Source organism: Allomuricauda sp. CAU 1633 (assembly GCF_017313225.1).
GTDB lineage: Bacteria > Bacteroidota > Bacteroidia > Flavobacteriales > Flavobacteriaceae > Flagellimonas.
In genome coordinates this window covers 138,467-155,610 of record NZ_JAFLNE010000002.1, presented here as the reverse complement: position 1 = coordinate 155,610, position 17,144 = coordinate 138,467, and the positions used below count along the sequence as shown (strand labels likewise).

General features: G+C 42.3%; 15 protein-coding genes. 10 read left to right on the top strand and 5 right to left on the bottom strand.

Annotated elements, in window-relative coordinates; genetic code table 11:
- The first annotated feature begins 28 nt into the window (after nucleotides 1-28).
- Nucleotides 29-187, top strand: a complete 159-nt coding sequence (locus J0X14_RS05660; RefSeq protein ID WP_207096802.1) for a hypothetical protein — start codon at nucleotides 29-31, stop codon at nucleotides 185-187.
- Here the strand turns inward: J0X14_RS05660 and folD are convergent.
- The 3 genes from folD to J0X14_RS05645 all read right to left on the bottom strand — a co-directional run bounded on the left by folD (nucleotide 184) and on the right by J0X14_RS05645 (nucleotide 4,351).
- On the bottom strand, nucleotides 184-1,071 hold the full coding sequence (gene folD / locus J0X14_RS05655; protein ID WP_207096801.1) for a bifunctional methylenetetrahydrofolate dehydrogenase/methenyltetrahydrofolate cyclohydrolase FolD: 888 nt from the start codon (nucleotides 1,069-1,071) through the stop codon (nucleotides 184-186). The genes J0X14_RS05660 and folD overlap by 4 nt on opposite strands.
- Before the next feature lie 76 nt (nucleotides 1,072-1,147).
- On the bottom strand, nucleotides 1,148-2,476 hold the full coding sequence (gene ffh / locus J0X14_RS05650; protein ID WP_207096800.1) for a signal recognition particle protein: 1,329 nt from the start codon (nucleotides 2,474-2,476) through the stop codon (nucleotides 1,148-1,150).
- Between the two features lie 108 nt (nucleotides 2,477-2,584).
- Complete coding sequence (locus J0X14_RS05645) at nucleotides 2,585-4,351, bottom strand: hypothetical protein (RefSeq protein WP_207096799.1); 1,767 nt, start codon at nucleotides 4,349-4,351, stop codon at nucleotides 2,585-2,587.
- A gap of 113 nt (nucleotides 4,352-4,464) precedes the next feature.
- Here J0X14_RS05645 and J0X14_RS05640 point away from each other — a divergent pair, with 113 nt between their 5' ends.
- The 4 genes from J0X14_RS05640 (at nucleotide 4,465) to J0X14_RS05625 (ending at nucleotide 9,057) form a co-directional block, all read left to right on the top strand.
- A complete protein-coding gene (locus J0X14_RS05640) occupies nucleotides 4,465-4,965 on the top strand; it encodes an RNA polymerase sigma factor (RefSeq protein WP_207096798.1) in 501 nt (166 codons plus the stop codon).
- Between the two features lie 146 nt (nucleotides 4,966-5,111).
- Entirely contained in the window at nucleotides 5,112-6,026 is a 915-nt protein-coding gene (locus J0X14_RS05635; RefSeq protein ID WP_207096797.1) for a FecR family protein, read from the top strand.
- Nucleotides 6,004-8,568: a carboxypeptidase-like regulatory domain-containing protein gene (locus tag J0X14_RS05630; protein ID WP_207096796.1), complete on the top strand. Its 2,565-nt coding sequence runs from the start codon at nucleotides 6,004-6,006 to the stop codon at nucleotides 8,566-8,568. The genes J0X14_RS05635 and J0X14_RS05630 overlap by 23 nt, the downstream gene beginning before the upstream one ends.
- Nucleotides 8,569-8,655: 87 nt before the next feature.
- Nucleotides 8,656-9,057 (top strand): endonuclease domain-containing protein, encoded by a 402-nt coding sequence (locus tag J0X14_RS05625; RefSeq protein WP_207096795.1) that lies wholly within the window; start codon nucleotides 8,656-8,658, stop codon nucleotides 9,055-9,057.
- Nucleotides 9,058-9,084: 27 nt separating this feature from the next.
- Here J0X14_RS05625 and argS read toward each other — a convergent pair whose 3' ends face one another.
- Nucleotides 9,085-10,863 (bottom strand): arginine--tRNA ligase, encoded by a 1,779-nt coding sequence (argS, locus tag J0X14_RS05620; RefSeq protein ID WP_207096794.1) that lies wholly within the window; start codon nucleotides 10,861-10,863, stop codon nucleotides 9,085-9,087.
- A 105-nt stretch (nucleotides 10,864-10,968) separates the two neighbouring features.
- Here argS and J0X14_RS05615 point away from each other — a divergent pair, with 105 nt between their 5' ends.
- From J0X14_RS05615 to J0X14_RS05605, 3 genes are all read left to right on the top strand, one after another.
- Nucleotides 10,969-11,394: a hypothetical protein gene (locus tag J0X14_RS05615; protein ID WP_207096793.1), complete on the top strand. Its 426-nt coding sequence runs from the start codon at nucleotides 10,969-10,971 to the stop codon at nucleotides 11,392-11,394.
- On the top strand, nucleotides 11,391-11,909 hold the full coding sequence (locus J0X14_RS05610; protein ID WP_207096792.1) for a DUF1648 domain-containing protein: 519 nt from the start codon (nucleotides 11,391-11,393) through the stop codon (nucleotides 11,907-11,909). Before J0X14_RS05615 ends, J0X14_RS05610 begins: the two co-directional genes overlap by 4 nt.
- A gap of 403 nt (nucleotides 11,910-12,312) precedes the next feature.
- Nucleotides 12,313-13,818 carry a carboxypeptidase-like regulatory domain-containing protein gene (locus J0X14_RS05605; protein WP_207096791.1) on the top strand — a complete coding sequence of 502 codons (1,506 nt, stop codon included), beginning with the start codon at nucleotides 12,313-12,315 and terminating at the stop codon, nucleotides 13,816-13,818.
- A gap of 32 nt (nucleotides 13,819-13,850) precedes the next feature.
- Here the strand turns inward: J0X14_RS05605 and J0X14_RS05600 are convergent, their stop codons facing one another.
- Nucleotides 13,851-14,390 carry an RDD family protein gene (locus tag J0X14_RS05600; RefSeq protein ID WP_207096790.1) on the bottom strand — a complete coding sequence of 180 codons (540 nt, stop codon included), beginning with the start codon at nucleotides 14,388-14,390 and terminating at the stop codon, nucleotides 13,851-13,853.
- A gap of 89 nt (nucleotides 14,391-14,479) precedes the next feature.
- On the opposite strand from J0X14_RS05600, the gene J0X14_RS05595 reads away from it, so the two are divergent.
- Both J0X14_RS05595 and J0X14_RS05590 read left to right on the top strand, forming a co-directional pair.
- Nucleotides 14,480-14,671 carry a hypothetical protein gene (locus J0X14_RS05595; RefSeq protein ID WP_207096789.1) on the top strand — a complete coding sequence of 64 codons (192 nt, stop codon included), beginning with the start codon at nucleotides 14,480-14,482 and terminating at the stop codon, nucleotides 14,669-14,671.
- A gap of 178 nt (nucleotides 14,672-14,849) precedes the next feature.
- Complete coding sequence (locus J0X14_RS05590; RefSeq protein ID WP_207096788.1) at nucleotides 14,850-17,063, top strand: Ig-like domain-containing protein; 2,214 nt, start codon at nucleotides 14,850-14,852, stop codon at nucleotides 17,061-17,063.
- The last annotated feature ends 81 nt before the right edge of the window (nucleotides 17,064-17,144 follow it).

Below are 17,144 nucleotides of genomic sequence, written 5' to 3'. Positions count from 1 at the left end.
GGCAATAGTGCCCCCAAATCGTACTATTATGAAAATTATTCTACTATTGATCACGGTACTGGTAGCATCCATGGCCGTAACCAGCTGCACCAATGATGAAGGCGAGAACGATCTTGATTACTTAGCTCCCAATGACGAAGAAGAGGTTCTTTTGATGGGAACCCAAGTTGAAGAGAATAAGGATTAAGCCCTTTTTTCCTTATGCCTCTCCCGGGCCAGTAACGTATTTTTAAGCAACATGGCAATGGTCATTGGACCTACTCCACCAGGTACTGGAGTGATGTAGGATGCTTTTTTACTAACATTTTCAAAGTCCACATCACCGGTGATGTAATAGCCCCTTTCACGAGACTCATCGGGTACCCGGGTGATGCCCACATCAATGATGACCACTCCATCTTTAACCATATCGGCCTTTAAAAAATTGGGAACGCCCAATGCGGATACCACAATGTCTGCCTGACGGGTAAGTGCCGCAATATCTTTGGTTCGGCTATGGGTAAGGGTCACGGTAGAATTGGCTGCTTTGCCCTTTTGGCTCATTAGAATGCTGATGGGTCTCCCCACAATATGGCTTCTTCCAATGACAACGGTGTGTTTTCCTTCGGTTTCCACATTGTATCGGCGCAATAGCTCCATGATGCCAAATGGTGTTGCTGAAATAAAGGATTCCATCTCCAAGGCCATTTTTCCGAAATTGGTGGGGTGAAAACCATCCACATCCTTATCTGGGTCGACAGCCATCAATACCTTTTCCTCATCAATATGTTTGGGCAATGGCAATTGAACAATGTAGCCATCAATGTCTGAATTGGCATTGAGTTCGGCCACGTGTTGCAACAATTCTTCTTCTGTGGTTTCTTCGGGAAGATGAATCAAAGTGGATTCGAAACCAATCTTTTTGCAGGAACGCACTTTGCTTCCCACATAGGTAAGACTGGCTCCGTCATTGCCCACCAGAACTGCGGCCAAGTGAGGAACTTTTTCACCTCTTTCTTTCATTTGGGCCACCTCAACGGCGATTTCTTCTTTGATTTGGTTGGATATTTTTTTCCCGTCAAGGATTTCCATGGTCTTCTATTTGGTTTTGGTTATTGTTTAGAGGTATTCTGACTACTGACTACTGACTACTGACTACTGACTAAAGTTATCTCATATTCTGCATCATCTGCATCATCTTTTTGCCACCACCACCTTGCATCATCTTCATCATCTTGCTCATTTGGTCGAACTGCTTCAATAGCTGATTCACTTCTTGGATCGAAGTTCCGCTCCCCGCAGCGATTCTTTTTTTACGGCTCGCGTTCAATTTGGAGGGGGTAGATCGCTCATCAGGGGTCATGGAATGAATGATGGCCTCAATATGCTTAAAGGCATCATCGTCAATATCCAAGCCTTTCAATGCTTTTCCAGCACCAGGAATCATGCCCATAAGGTCTTTCATGTTCCCCATTTTCTTGATTTGTTGGATTTGGCTCAAGAAATCATCAAATCCAAACTTGTTCTTGGCAATCTTCTTCTGGATTTTCCGAGCCTGTTCTTCATCAAACTGCTCTTGGGCACGTTCCACCAAGGAAACCACATCACCCATCCCCAAAATACGATCGGCCATACGCGAAGGGTGAAAGACATCAATGGCTTCCATTTTTTCTCCTGTACCGATGAACTTAATGGGTTTGTCCACCACAGATTTAATGGAAATGGCAGCACCACCGCGGGTATCACCATCCAATTTGGTCAATATGACCCCATCAAAATTAAGAACATCGTTAAACGCTTTTGCCGTATTCACCGCATCTTGACCGGTCATGGCATCCACTACAAAAAGGGTTTCTTGCGGTTCAATGGCTTTGTGGATATTGGCAATCTCAGTCATCATCTGCTCATCCACAGCCAAACGACCCGCGGTATCGATGATCACCACATTACACCCTAAACTTTTGGCATGCTTAACCCCAGCCTTGGCAATGGCCACTGGGTCGTTGTTCTCCCTATCCGAATAAACCTCAACCCCTATTTGTTCACCAACCACATGGAGCTGGTCAATTGCAGCGGGACGGTAGACATCGCAGGCTACCAAAAGCGGTTTTTTGCTCTTTTTATTCTGAAGGAAATTGGCCAGTTTTCCAGAAAAGGTGGTTTTACCAGAACCTTGGAGACCAGACATCAATATCACTGAGGGATTCCCAGAAAGGTCAATACCTTCGGTTTCGCCGCCCATCAGTTCGGTCAACTCATCCTTCACAATTTTGACCATAAGCTGGCCTGGCTGTAAGGTGGTCAATACATTCTGGCCCAGCGCTTTTTCCTTTACCTTATTGGTAAATTCCTTAGCTATTTTAAAATTGACGTCGGCATCCAGTAACGCTCTTCGAACTTCCTTGAGAGTTTCAGCAACATTGATCTCGGTTATCTGTCCATGCCCTTTGAGGGAGTGGAGTGCCTTATCCAGTTTTTCGCTTAAATTATCGAACATAGGTGCTCTTCATTTTAAAAGGAGGACAAAGTTAAGAATAATAACAAAGAAAAGGACGGCTTTGGGGAGAGCCGTCCTTCTCAAATCAAAAAGATTGGGGAAAATTTGTTATGGTTTCTCGAAGACCAAGGTTTCTAGGGTTCCATCACCACTCTCGTTCTTCAATTCAATTCGGTTGGACTCGACCATGTTTATTTTCCAGTCCTCGGTCAATTCACCCAAGCTACCGGCGGTATCAAAGTTGATATAGAACTTCAAACCTTCCTCAGAATCCCTAAGTAATCTCCACAAACCTTCAGCGGTTACATTACCCAATTCGGATACTTCAACTTGGTGCATGGTAGTAAAATTAAAATCCATGTCGTTAAATTCTGAAGTCATATCAACCTCACCTTCTGAGTAGAGCGCTACATTCCAGGGTCCACCCATCATTATATTTCTGATTTCTGTGATATCACCATCATCGGCACTGTCGTCACAAACTCGGAGCAAAATCAATTCATAACCGATTTCTTCTACTTCAAACTTCAGTCTGGTATCAGTGAGGTCTCTCACAGGCCACTCAAAACTTACGCCCGGTTCGTCTCCAATGTTGATCATCAAGGACAGTACCAACTCACTGTTCAGTCCAATTTCCCAAGTGCCTTCGGAAGTGTTGATACCATTGCTCAAGGTTACTACGCCTTCTGCCATGAACTTAAATTCATAACCCAAAAGTCTATCGATCTCTTCTCCTTGATTCTTGACTTTTTTGATGATCCATTCGCACTCGCCGAGAATCTCTCTTAAAATATTGGGGTTGGGCTCTTCGCCTGGGGTAACATCACAACGTTGTTTTAGGATTATCTTGTTGCCATTGTCATTATAGAACTTGATGATATGTTCGTCCAATTCATAGACCACCCATTCCAGATTAAAATCCACCAATACATCAAAATCCAAGGCGACAAGAATACCTGCGTCCGTAGCTCTGGTACTCCAAGTACCATTTAAGGTATTGCCAATACGGTCATTTACGGTTACACTACCATCTTCTTTGAATACCATAAGGTACTCCAAGTACTGATCGGTTTGGTTAACGTTCTCACGGTACATCTCGCGAACTTCCCATGGACATTCTACCAAATAAGCATCTAAACGTTCTTTGGTGAAGTCGTCATCGTTGTAATCGTTGTCGTCATCTTCATCACATTCATCTTTGGCATAGCTTAGGGCCATATCCAATGAAGCATTGTTCTCAACTACGATTTCTGTTCCATCATATTTTTTGAGGGTTATTGGAAATTCAATGCTTACAATGGCATTATCTTCCAGTTCGGCAAAGAACTTTCTCATTTGTTCATCACTTTCAACCTGTACTTGATTGGATTGCTGAAAGTTGGCATCAAAAGTGAAAAGCGTAATGGGGTAAACAAAATCGATGCATTCAATATCATCATCACCTCCACCTTCAAAACAATCCTCGGCTTTGGCCAGTAGTTGTTCTTTGTTCTCAATTACGATTTCCGTAAAATCAGCCAATGTAATGGTAATAGGAAAGAAGATATCCAAGATATCATCATCGCCATCCACCTCATCAAAAATTTCTTCGATAGCGTGCAAATCTTCTCTGGAATCCAAAGTAATTTCGATACCATTGACTTCCACCGTGTACGGAAATTGTACAGCAAAACAGCTGGCGCCATCCACAATGTTGTCATAAGAACCATCATGGGATGAGGTTTCCTTAATTAGTTTAGCTACAGAAGAATTAGCTTGAATGGTCTCTTGGTCATCGGCACCTCCTACTTCTTCGAACTCATTCTGGCAAGAGGTAAAATTAAGGGCGGCAAGAATGAGCCCTGCATACATTAAGTTGTTGATCAACTTTTTCATAACAATTTGAATTTTGGGGTTACAATTCAATTCTAAAACAACTGCGTTAAAAAAAACCCTACCAAATCTTAATTTTTTTCAAATATCTTTGGAGAGGAAACAAATCCTTTCCCATGAGCAACGTATGTGAAGATCAGGTCTTCAGTTCCCTATTCAAGGCCCATTCCAAAACGGTTTTTAACTATATATATTACAAATTTGGCAACGAGGAAAAGGCCAATGATGCTGTACAGGAAGCCTTTGTGAAGCTTTGGGAGAATTGCGCCAAGGTAAGTCCGGAAAAAGCCAAATCATTCGTATACACTGTGGCCAACAATTTGTACTTAAATGTAATAAAGGCCGAAAAAGTACGCTTAAAATACGCCAAAAGTGTTGATGACCAGTCTTCCAATCTGTCCCCCGAGTTTCTGATGGAGGAGCAGGAATACAAGAAAAAACTGGACAATGCATTAGGCGCACTTCCGGAAAACCAAAGAACCACTTTTTTGCTCAATAGGATTGATGGAAAGAAATATGCGGAAATTGCTGAAATGGAAGGGGTGAGCGTAAAAGCTATTGAAAAACGCATGCACTTGGCCTTAAAAAGTTTGCGGGAACAAATTGATGGAATATAGAACAACGGACAATTAGCAATAAACAATTTACAATGACCAATTATGAGACCACAATCCATTGAAAACTGTTTATTGTAAATTGTTAATTGAAAAAAAGTAGGGTATTTTATACTATAGTTGTTATAAGGAAGTAAAGCATAGAAACCATGCAAGAAAATTACTTGGCAAAATGGCTTAGCGGAGAGCTTTCAGAAGCAGAACTTGCGGAATTTAAAAAGTCCGAGGAGTATGCTTCTTATGAAAGGCTCAAAGAGGTTTCCAGCACATTGGAAGCCCCTGAGTTTAATGTGGAGCAAAGTTTGGAGCGCATCAAAGAAGAACGCATGGGCAAAGCCCCAAAGGTCATTACATTGAATCCTTTCAAAAAATTCCTACGGGTTGCTGCCGTTATTGCCGTATTGTTGGCTGGTTCCTATTTTTATTTGAACACCTTGGATGAATCCATTTCAACAGAATTTGCCGAACGTTCCGAGGTTATCCTTCCCGATGACTCAGAAATTTTCCTCAATGCTGGTTCTGAGGTATCCTTCAGTAAAAAGAATTGGGACAAAAGTCGAAATGTTATCCTAAATGGTGAAGCCTTCTTTAAAGTCGCCAAAGGAAAAAAATTCACGGTGGAGACCGAACATGGTACCGTGGCCGTTTTGGGTACCCAATTCAATGTGGAAAATAGAAGCAACTTCTTCGAAGTCACTTGCTACGAAGGATTGGTGAGTGTTACCCACAACAATATGGAAACCCAATTGCCTGCGGGCACTTCCTTTATGGTCATTAACGGAAAAGTCATCGACACCTCCAAGCCCAATGGTCAACAACCCACTTGGATGAACAACGAAAGTAGTTTTGAACGTATTCCCCTCCAATATGTCTTCAATGAGCTGGAAAGACAGTATAATATCAAGGTAAAAACCGAAAATGTAAACACTGATTTACTTTTTACGGGTACCTTTAGCAACACAGACCTCAATATGGCGTTAAAAAGTATAAGTACCCCGTCTCGCACAAACTATAAGGTTGAGGGTGATAACGTACTTTTCTATGCTGGGAATACGCCGCAATAGCCAAATTGGCCTCTTTTTGGTTTTTTTGCTGTTCTTCTTCCGTTCAAATTATGCCCAAGAAAAACAGCAAGACCCCATGGGTCTTATTGCATATATAAAAACCTTGGAAGAGCGCTTTGACGTCAAATTTTCATATCTCAATGAAGATTTGGAAGATATTTCCATTGCCGTTCCTGAAAATTTTGTGAAACTGGATGATATCCTTAGTTATGTTGAATCCCAATTTCAGATTGAAAGCAAAAAACTTAGTGACCGTTACTTTACGTTGACAAAACTTCGCTCGGTAACCCTCTGTGGAAGTGTATTCGACAATTTTGCGGAAAACACCATTCCGGGGGCCACTGTGGAGGTCTTGGGGACAACAAATGCGCAGACCACGGATATAAATGGTTCTTTTGTTCTTGATGATGTCCCTAGAGACGCTTCGCTAAAAATTCGGTATTTGGGGTATCTCACCAAATATGTCAATGTTGAAAGTTTATTGCAGCAAGGCGGATGCCCAAAAATATTGATGGCCCAGCATTACGAGCAATTGAACGAAGTCATTGTATACAAATTCCTGACCACAGGACTCATCAAGGAAACCGATGCAAGTATTACCATGAACACCGCCGAGTTTGGTATTCTTCCCGGACTCATTGAGCCGGATATCCTACAAACCGTTCAAGCATTGCCCGGCATTAAAAGTATTGATGAAACAGTCTCCGACATCAATGTTCGTGGGGGCACAAACGACCAGAACCTCATCCTTTGGAACGGCATTAAAATGTATCAATCCGGGCATTTCTTTGGGCTGATTTCTGCCTTCAACCCCTATTTAACGGATAAAATTTCGGTGATAAAGAACGGCACACCGGCCACTTTTGGTGACGGTGTCAGCAGTGTCATCCAAATGGAAACCAGCAATCGTATAGCTGAAGGTTTTGAGGGTGGCGCTGGATTTAACTTTATCAGCGGTGATGTTTTTGGGCAATTTCCCTTAAATGACAAATTGGGTTTCCAATTCTCAGCTCGCCGGTCTACAACGGATTTTTTGAACACTCCCACCTACAACAAGTTTTTCGACAGGGCCTTTCAGGATAGTGAGGTAACCGACGAGGACAATGTAGCCGTGGACGATGAGATTACCCGTAATGAAGACTTCTATTTCTACGATTTTTCAGGAAAACTGTTGTATGACATCAATGATGCGCATAAATTCAGATTTAGTGCCATCAGTCTGAACAACAACCTGCGATATGTGGAAAATAATATGACGGACAACGAAACCACCATCAGTTTGTTGAAACAAACCAACCTCTCCGTCGGAGGGCAGTTACAAAGTCAATGGACAGACCAATTCTCAAGTCATTTGAATGTCTACTACTCCAAATACAATTTAGATGGTCAGAGTGTGTTCAACCAAGTTCGGCAGTTGGATCAGAAAAATAGTGTGGACGAAAGGGCCGTAAAGCTCAATACCGAATATGAATTTTCAGACCATCTGCAATGGACCAACGGGTTTCAATATATTGAGACAGGGATCACCAACACCACCAATGTCACACAACCTCCATTTGAAAGTGACATTAAGGGCGTTGTCAGAATTCATGCCCCATATTCCGAAATTGGGTATTCTTCCTATGAAAACAGATTTATTGGAAAATTCGGAGCGCGATTCAATTTCATTGAAAATCTAAACACCTTCAATACATTTTTAGTGGAACCACGTCTTAACCTCAACTTTAGGTTGGCCAATTATTTAAGAGCCGAAGTTTTGGGAGAATTCAAGAGTCAGACTACCAATCAGGTCATAGATTTGGAGCAGAATTTTCTAGGTATTGAAAAACGGAGATGGATTCTATCCGATGATGACACCCTTCCCGTGACCCAAAGTAAACAAGGTTCGGTGGGCATTAACTATGAACGTAACAATTTCTATGTGGGCCTGGAAGGTTTCTATAAAAATGTGGATGGAATCAGTACCAGTACCCAAGGATTCCAAAATCAAGATCAGTTTAATGGAGAGATTGGCAGTTATGATGTAAAAGGGATTGAATTTCTCATCAACAAAAGAGGGGATCGCTACAGCACATGGTTGAGCTATGCCTACAACAAAAATGACTACACCTTTGATTCCATAGTTCCGCACAAGTTCCCCAACAATTTAGATATTCGCCATACCATTACCTTTGCGGGCACCTATACCTATAAAAACCTAAAATTGAGTCTAGGGGTCAACTACCGGACTGGAAAACCGTATACCCAACCTTTGGAAGGCGATGAGGCCCTGAACATCACTATTTTTCCAGCACAAATCAACTATGAAGCCCCTAACAGCAGCCGACTTCCCGAGTATTTCAGGGCAGATGCTTCGGCCATTTATAGTTTTAACCTAACTCGGGGCATCAAAGCAAATGCAGGGGTCTCCCTACTTAATATGACCAACCGGAAGAACAGCCTTAACCGTTATTATCGCGTCAACGATGAAAACCAGATTGAGACGGTGGAAAGTGTTTCGTTGGGCATTACCCCCAATGTAAGTTTTAGGGTGCGCTTTTAAATGTATATATTGTAAACTCAATCTCCCCGATTCGGTCAGCCCGAATCACCCCTCTTGGGCAAAGAGGGGACCTTTAAAATGGGATTGATGAAAAAAAGAATTCACAGCCGAAAGGAATTACAGGCCTACCGCAAACAACTCAGAAAAAATTTAACTCCAGCTGAGGCATTTTTATGGCGACACTTGAAAGCCAAAAAATTATGTGGAAGGCGATTCAACAGACAACACAGCATCAAAAACTATATCGTTGATTTTTATTGTGCCGCAGAAAAATTAGTCATAGAATTGGACGGTGCGGTTCATTTTACCCCACAAGCACAGGAATATGACCGTAAAAGAACGGAAGTATTGAATGAGCTTGGTTTTACCGTTATCCGGTTTGAAAACAAAATGGTATTTGAAAATCTAGACTCAGTGCTACTCGAAATATCTGAACATTTTCAACAAAACCCAGAAGGTTCCTCCCTCAATAAGGGAGGTGAGCTTTGATTTTGTCAAAGCTCGGAGGGTTCAGTTCTACATCCGCTCCGGAACATCAATACCCAGCAACTTAAAAGCGGACTGAATCACTTCGCTTACTTTTTGGGACAACTGCACCCTGAACTGCATTTTCTGCTCGTCCGGTTCCCCCAAAATGGATACTTGTTGGTAGAACGAATTGAACTCCTTTACCAAATCGTAAGTGTAATTGGCAATAAGGGCCGGACTAAAGTTTTCTGCCGCCAATTGCACGGTTTCTGGAAACAGTTGAATCCCCTTCAAGAGTTCTTTCTCCTTTTCGTGCAGTTCAAATGTCATGTCGAGCCGAGTCGAGACATCAAAATCTGCTTTTCTGAGTATGGACTGAATCCGTGCATACGTATACTGAATAAACGGCCCGGTGTTCCCTTGAAAATCCACAGACTCTTCCGGATTGAACAAAATCCGTTTTTTTGGATCCACTTTTAGGATGTAGTATTTTAAAGCGCCGAGACCAATGGTTCGATATAAGCTTTTCTTTTCTTCCTCAGAATACCCTTCCAATTTCCCCAATTCGGCTGAAATGGTCTCCGCAGTCTCTTCCATATTTTGGATAAGGTCATCGGCATCCACCACAGTACCTTCCCTGCTCTTCATCTTCCCACTGGGCAAATCCACCATCCCATAACTCAAATGGTACAATTGCTCCGCCCACGAATAGCCCAATTTTTTCAGGATGAGGAACAACACCTTAAAATGGTAATCCTGTTCGTTGCCCACCGTGTAGACCATCCCGTTGATATCGGGAAAATCCGTAACCCGCTGAATGGCGGTACCAATATCTTGGGTCATATAGACCGCCGTACCATCAGAACGAAGTACGATTTTTTCATCCAAGCCCTCATCGGTAAGGTCTATCCACACGCTACCATCTTCTTTTTTAAAGAAGACTCCTTTTTCCAGGCCATCCTTCACCACATCCCTACCTAACAGATAGGTATCACTTTCGTAATAGAGTTTATCAAAATCAACTCCAAGATTTTTATAGGTGGTATCAAAACCGATATACACCCAGCTGTTCATTTTTTTCCAGAGGGACACCACCTCAGCGTCACCAGCCTCCCATTTACGGAGCATGTTTTGGGCTTCCAAAAGAATGGGAGCTTCTTTCTCTGCCTTCTCCTTCTCCATACCACTCTCGACTAACTCAGCAATCTGTTCTTTATAAGCCTTGTCAAAAGCTACATAGTATTTCCCCACCAAATGGTCGCCTTTTAAACGTGAGGATTCTGGGGTTTCCCCTTCACCAAACTTTTGCCAGGCCAACATACTTTTACAAATATGGATGCCCCGGTCATTGATGATTTGGGTCTTGTATACTTTCCTTCCCGAGGCCTTCAAGATTTCCGCCACGGAATAGCCCAAAAGGTTGTTTCGAATATGCCCTAAATGTAAAGGCTTATTGGTATTGGGCGAAGAATACTCCACCATAATGGCGCCTTTGGAGGAAGTCTTCACATAACCGTAATCCGTTTCATCTTTGATACTGTTGAAAAAATTGAGATAGTAGCTGTCCTCGATCACAATGTTCAAAAAGCCTTGCACCACATTGCATTTGGCTACCTCAGCTACATGTTCCTGCAAATAGTCCCCGATTTGGGTACCAATCTGAACGGGATTCCCTTTTACAAAACGAAGCATGGGAAAGACCACCACAGTAACATCTCCCTCAAAATCCTTGCGGGTGGGTTGAAATTCAACCGTGGGAAGTTCAACTTGGTACAGTTCCTTTACAGCATCTTTGACCTTTTGGCCCAAATCGTTTTGCAAACTCATCTAAAAAGCGTTTCAGCCCGCAAAACTACATATTTTTTGCCCTTTTGTAACATAATTCCCGAAGCATTGACCTATAGATAGTTAGTATTTTGAGTATTTTTAGGCATGCTTCTAAATGTTTCCTATTCCGATAAGACCATCACCCGAAAAATCGATGAGGCGGTGGGCAAACCCTTTTCCTTGAAGGAACGTTTTGCCATGGGCGGAATTGGTTCACCAAAATTGCATATTACCGAAACCAGTATCGAAATCCAAAATCTCCTCATTTTGGACAACAATCTGAACACCTGCAACATAGAAATCCGCCCCAAGGGCATCATTCTGCGGTTTCGGTCGTTGTTGGAAACCTACGGACTCATCATCCCTTACTACAAATTAAAGCTATACAAGGGTGAGAGCACCATCCATTCCGTTTATATGGATCACTATTTCATCAAAGTGAAATCGGACACGGAAGCCATACAGAAATTCTTCAAAAAATTGTTGGACCACAAGGCGGATAATACGCCAACCTCCATTGAAGATCTATGAGCTGGTTCAAGAAACATCCACGAGTCGAAGTAAAACCTTCCCAAGCAGATGTACTGCTCTACCGGGCGGGTTGGATGGTGGTGGCCTTCAATATTTTTCTGGTTCTTGGGGTCTATGCTGACCTCCCCGAAACCATTCCCACCCATTTCAACTTTTTAGGCAGGGTGGATGGCTACGGACATAAATCCGCCCTTTGGGCCATTCCCATGCTCAGTGCCGGACTCTATCTGGCTCTGGGACTCGTTGCCACCAAACTAAAACCGTGGCTTATGAACTATCCGGTAAAGGTGACCGAAGAAAATGCTCCTAAACTCTATTCGCTGGCCCTGCGCATGTTGGCGGTCATGAATTTCTGTTTTGTAATGGCCTTTTTAATGACTACGGGAATTATCCTCCTCAGAATAAAAGGGTGGATAGATGCCGGGGATGTCCAACTCCTCATTGGGTTATGGGTCCTCAATGGTATGGTTCCGCTTTATTACGTGTACAAGATGGTTGTGGTGGTGCGGGAATGAAACAAAGGGACGAAGGTAAATGGTGAAAGGGGCAATTCCTGCCAAACCCCAAACACCCCTAAAGCCCCCTCAAGGGGACAATTCAATGTTTAAAACGTCATGCCGAACCTGCCCGAATGGTGCAGGCGGGCTTATTTCGGTATCCCACCCCAACACATGAGACCCTGAAACAAGTTCAGGGTGACGGCGGCATACGAGAAAATTCGTGAAATTAGTGTCAGACCAGTAACACTCCTATGGCCCACTTCGACTTCCTGCCCGTCCGGCAGGCGGGCGCTCAGTGCAAGCTCTCAAGGGGACAATCTGAAAATTCTGTTACAAAAACCACCCCGATTCGTCTAACCCATGTGCAACCTTTTGCAGTTTGCATTGTCTATATAGTAATTACATCAAAAACGAACAGATGACCTTGTCCAACACCAAGATCTTCCCAGTGTTACTTTTCCTTATGGCATTGCCCATGACCGCCCAGACCATCAGCTCCAAATTGGTGGATGCAAAGACCCAAAAAGGCATTCCGTATGCCACCATCCAATATGGCGAACACAAGGGCGTCATCACCAACGATGAAGGCCGTTTTAGTTTTTCGTTGGACGAAACCGCCACCCCCGACTCCATCTACATTTCCTCCATGGGGTACTCCAAAAAGGGTTTCACCCTAGCCCAATTGCAGGACAGTGTGGTGCTGCTTCAACCCAAGGCCATTGAACTTAGCGGCGTGTATGTCTTCGACAAGGAACTTTCGGTGGACGATATTATTGAAAAAATGGTGGAGCGTGTTCCGCAGAACGTCAACAAAGCACCCGTTAAACAACGTTTCTTTTTACGGCAGTCCGAGTTTCCCACCATCGACAAGGTGGACTTTGGTTTTGAGAAATCCAGTATCGCGGAGCTCAACAAGGAACTTATGGACAGCATTGCCCTTTCCATCCCCAGAAATGGCCACCACTTTACCGAAAGTCTGGGCGACCTCTATAAAAACAACGGCACCTACAAACTGGATATCATCAAGGCCGCCGACCTTTACGACAAGAACCAAGTGGGCTCTTTTGAGGAACTGGGCGAGCGCATGCAGACCATTTTTACCCGGAACATAAAACCAGATTCCTACCTGAAGATCAAATCGGGCATCTTTAGCCAAAAGGTGCAGGTGGATTCCATCCTCAGCGATATGGAAAAAGAGCAGGCCAAAGAGGCCGAAGAGCTCACACAAAACCTTGAGAAAAAGAAGTCCGGACTAGTGGACAGTCAGCGCAGTGCTTTCAAGGAACTACTCAACGAGCTGTACTACAACGAGGACAGCAAACTGGACCTCATCTCCAAGACCCGAAAATACGAGTTTACCCTCGCCGGCTATGCCGAAATTGAAGATGCCGGGGTCTACGTCATCGACTTTGAGCCCAAGCGCAGCAGTGCCGAGTTCAAGGGCCGCCTCTATATCAATATCGAGGACTTCGCCATCATGCGGTTGGATGTGCAGAACACCGAGCGCCTGCGCAATTTTAGGCTGTTGGGCATTACCTACCGCGAAGTGCTCTACAAGGGCACCATGCGCTTTGCCCAACTGCCCAATGGCAAGTACGACCTCCGCTTTATGGACTTTACCTTTGGCCGCTACTTTGCCGTGGACCGGCCCCTAAAAGTGATTGAAAAGAACAAGCACGTAAAGGGCCGCCGCAAGCAGAACGAACTCTCGCTGAACATTGATTTTAGGATGAGCCCCACCCAAAAATGGGAACTGGTGGTATTTGACCAAGCCGTGGTCCCCGAAGCCCAGTTTACCAACTTTACAGAGGACAAGACCGCGCGCGCCACTTATATGCCCACCTATGACCCCGAGTTTTGGCAAGGCCATACCATTATGGAGCCCAATCAGGCCATTCGCGAATTTACTGTTGGGAAAGAATAATTTTTTTAGGTAAACTTTAAACTGATGTGCTTTTACTTTTTGACCTTAACTACATAAGTATTTGCAATAAAATCCTTCAAAGATCTTTGTTTTTTACCGCTTTCAGTCAATAGGACTATAATATCTGTGATGAACACTAGCGATAAAAGATTTGTACTGATTCTTGCCGCAGGATATGCATTGGTCATAGCCGTGGCAAAATTCATAAAGCCATCTGTTTCGGTTACAGCCGGATTATTAAAAGCTAAATAATAAACTGGAATGTAGATAAGTCCTGGCACCATAACGATCAAACTTCGCAACAGCGATTTTTTAAAATCTATTTGATTGTATTCCAAATCCGTAACCTTTAGGTTAAGTGCCATTTTTCCCAAAGTGGCCCCATAATAACTCTCCATATACGGTTTGTACAGAATTCCAATAGCTGCTATAGGTAAATAAAACCAGAAACTTTTAAAATGCAAGATGTTTGCATAGTTAAGCCCAAAAGTAACGAACCCTACAATTAAAGTATCCAAGAGGTAGGCTCCTACTCTATCCCAAAATTTTCCGTATATGATTTCTTCGGTCATTTATATGAAGACATTAAAATTAAACTTGTCAAATATGGCATTAAAAACGGTGAATATACCTCTTTTCTTTACCTATTAATTGATGGAAAATGGAAAATAGACAAACCGACACTTTTATAGGGTGGATTGAAGACAGCTACGGTTCTCCTGAAAAATTAGCTCAAATTTTGGAGCTAGGTATTTTTATGACGTTCTTTTTAGAAGAAGATACCTTCTCCCGAAGGGAGGTGCAAGATGTAGTGGAAGCAATTAGGGGGATTGTGGTTGGGTTGAGAAAATAGTTATTAAAATAGTATAATACATACCTAATTATATCACCACTCCAGTAAATTAAATGGTGCCATGAAATAGTTAAAACATGTAGGTTCGTTTATCCGAAAATAAAACCCTATTATCCAAAACCTTGATTTTAACACTCCATATTTCCACAATATTGATAGATTTGAGCAAATTCTTATTATGCGATATTTACCTACGATTTTAGTCATCCTTTCTTTATCCATTTTATTTACATCTTGTTCCAAGGGTGATAGCTCAGAAGAGCCTGAGGTCATAGATACCACCCCTCCTACAATTGATTTAGAAATTGGCGGCTTTGGTAAGAATTTTACTGGACCAATGGTAGTAGCTAACACCATAACAGTAAGGGCCAATGCCAACGATAATGACAAGCTAAAATCGGCCACGGTGTATATCAATGGAGATATTGTGACGCAATCCTCCACTGCACCTTTCACATTTACCCTAGATTTATCGGGGTATGCATCCAAAGACCCCAACCCGCAGAATTTTAAAGGTTATACCCTAAAACTTGAAGTCTCGGATATTTCGAACAACGTAAGTTCAGTTGAACAAATCCTATACATTGACAACGACCTGCCTTCTATTTCAGATGTTTCCCTTCAAAATGGGATTGTATTGAATGGGAGAACCACAACGGTAACCTTTACGGTATCGGACGCACAAGAAATAAAGGAAGTAACCGCCACTGTAGATAATGCACCTTTGGAAGTGGTTGAAGAAACTGCCGGATATTCCTTGCTGTTGAATACCACTTTGTGGGAAGATGGCGAAAAACTTCTTGAAATCAGAGCTGAAGATTATGCAGGCAATAGTGCTACCTACCAAGTCGATTTTATTTCAGACAATAGTGGGCCTGAGGTTATGGTTGAGGGTATCACGGCTAATCAAATACTAGGAGAGCAGCTTCAAATTACACCCACAGTATCAGATGAATATTCCGAAGTTAGTGCACTTAAGGTCTATTTGGATGATGAACTCTTAGGAGAATTCGAGACATTTGCCGATTTGAACATTGATTTCGACCCAGAAAGTTATCCTGTTGGTCAACATGATTTTGTATTTGAGGCTTCGGACACTCTTGGGAACACTTCCTCAACCACCATTCCTGTGACAATTAAAAGGTTGTTGATAACCATCAATATCAATGAAGGTTATCTTCCTCCTGAATATACCATAACCAAGTTATTTTATCTAGCTTCAGATAGTGAAGGTCAAACACTCGACTTTACGGAAGGTGTTGATAATTCAGTTGTAAAATTGTATGCCTCCACAGAGTTTCCCATTCATCAAGAATTCACTTTGACTTTGCTGGAAATATCCGGGTATCTTAATGGAACCCAATCAAATGATATATTTTCCATTGGAAATTTGACTAGGGGAACCGCAGGTGTGTATAATTTACAGCCGAGAAAGATAAATTCATCGAATTCAGTAACAACTGATTTTAAAATAACTGGTCTAGACCCTTGTGCTCAAAACACATTGGGATGGGGACCTGGGTATTCTGTATCCCACGGTTCAGGTTCCGAAGACCTTAGCATCCAAACATTTTATCCACTTGGTGATCCTTCCCTTGCATCAGAAAAAATTTACCTATTTCTTGATTTTCGCTGCTTAAATCAATATAAATACATTGTTTATGATAACCCAATTCCTGATGGTATAGACACGAATATTGACGTTTCGGATTTCATCGACACCGACATTCAGCAATCATCGTCTAGTTTCAGTAATTCTGGCTTTGTAAACATGGAAATCTTTGGATACAGTTCTTTGGATGATTATCGCATGGACTTGAATTATGAACTTGACGAATCGTTCAAGAATACCTCAAATAACCCTGGCCCCCTAGAATATTTTTGGTTGGATATATTTGCTGAATATAAACACAGAATTGTTTCTTATGATTTCACCAGTGTTGGAAGGGGTTTGCCACAAGCTTATTATGAAGTACCTGACTGGTCCATTGATCATTCACTCAGCAACAATATTATTAATTATAGTATTGGCGCCGGTAATCATAGTGTTGGTAAAACCGTCATCACAAAATGGGCAACACCAACAACAGGATCAATCGATTGGATTTATATTTTTGATAGCCAAAACACTAATCAAATTGTGATACCTGAGCTTCCGGATGAACTCGCTGATTATCAACTTTATGATTTTTTACAAGAAGAAAATTACTTTTTGCTTCAAACTCAACTAACAAAATATGATGGTATCAATTCATACAATGACTACATTCAACAAATTGTGAAACCTAATAAATCATATCAATCGCAAGGAGATTTGGAAACAGCAAAATATAAATTGGGTGAGGATCGTACAAGGGCCTTTATTATTGGAGATTTTTTCATGTACAGATAAGTTAGGATAATAAAATAATGTTTACCCAAGGGAAATTCATTATCTGGCCTTGTTGAAAACTTGAAATTGTATCAGTTTGTT

Excerpts from the sequence above, each read along its gene's own strand:
- J0X14_RS05635 (WP_207096797.1), top strand. The coding sequence starts at position 5,112 with ATGCAAGAAAATTACTTGGCAAAATGGCTTAGCGGAGAGCTTTCAGAA.
- ffh (WP_207096800.1), bottom strand. The coding sequence starts at position 2,476 with ATGTTCGATAATTTAAGCGAAAAACTGGATAAGGCACTCCACTCCCTC.
- J0X14_RS05640 (WP_207096798.1), top strand. The coding sequence starts at position 4,465 with ATGAGCAACGTATGTGAAGATCAGGTCTTCAGTTCCCTATTCAAGGCC.
- J0X14_RS05590 (WP_207096788.1), top strand. The coding sequence starts at position 14,850 with ATGCGATATTTACCTACGATTTTAGTCATCCTTTCTTTATCCATTTTA.
- J0X14_RS05595 (WP_207096789.1), top strand. The coding sequence starts at position 14,480 with ATGGAAAATAGACAAACCGACACTTTTATAGGGTGGATTGAAGACAGC.
- J0X14_RS05605 (WP_207096791.1), top strand. The coding sequence starts at position 12,313 with ATGACCTTGTCCAACACCAAGATCTTCCCAGTGTTACTTTTCCTTATG.
- J0X14_RS05600 (WP_207096790.1), bottom strand. The coding sequence starts at position 14,390 with ATGACCGAAGAAATCATATACGGAAAATTTTGGGATAGAGTAGGAGCC.
- folD (WP_207096801.1), bottom strand. The coding sequence starts at position 1,071 with ATGGAAATCCTTGACGGGAAAAAAATATCCAACCAAATCAAAGAAGAA.
- J0X14_RS05630 (WP_207096796.1), top strand. The coding sequence starts at position 6,004 with ATGCTGGGAATACGCCGCAATAGCCAAATTGGCCTCTTTTTGGTTTTT.
- J0X14_RS05645 (WP_207096799.1), bottom strand. The coding sequence starts at position 4,351 with ATGAAAAAGTTGATCAACAACTTAATGTATGCAGGGCTCATTCTTGCC.
- J0X14_RS05610 (WP_207096792.1), top strand. The coding sequence starts at position 11,391 with ATGAGCTGGTTCAAGAAACATCCACGAGTCGAAGTAAAACCTTCCCAA.
- J0X14_RS05660 (WP_207096802.1), top strand. The coding sequence starts at position 29 with ATGAAAATTATTCTACTATTGATCACGGTACTGGTAGCATCCATGGCC.
- argS (WP_207096794.1), bottom strand. The coding sequence starts at position 10,863 with ATGAGTTTGCAAAACGATTTGGGCCAAAAGGTCAAAGATGCTGTAAAG.
- J0X14_RS05615 (WP_207096793.1), top strand. The coding sequence starts at position 10,969 with ATGCTTCTAAATGTTTCCTATTCCGATAAGACCATCACCCGAAAAATC.
- J0X14_RS05625 (WP_207096795.1), top strand. The coding sequence starts at position 8,656 with ATGAAAAAAAGAATTCACAGCCGAAAGGAATTACAGGCCTACCGCAAA.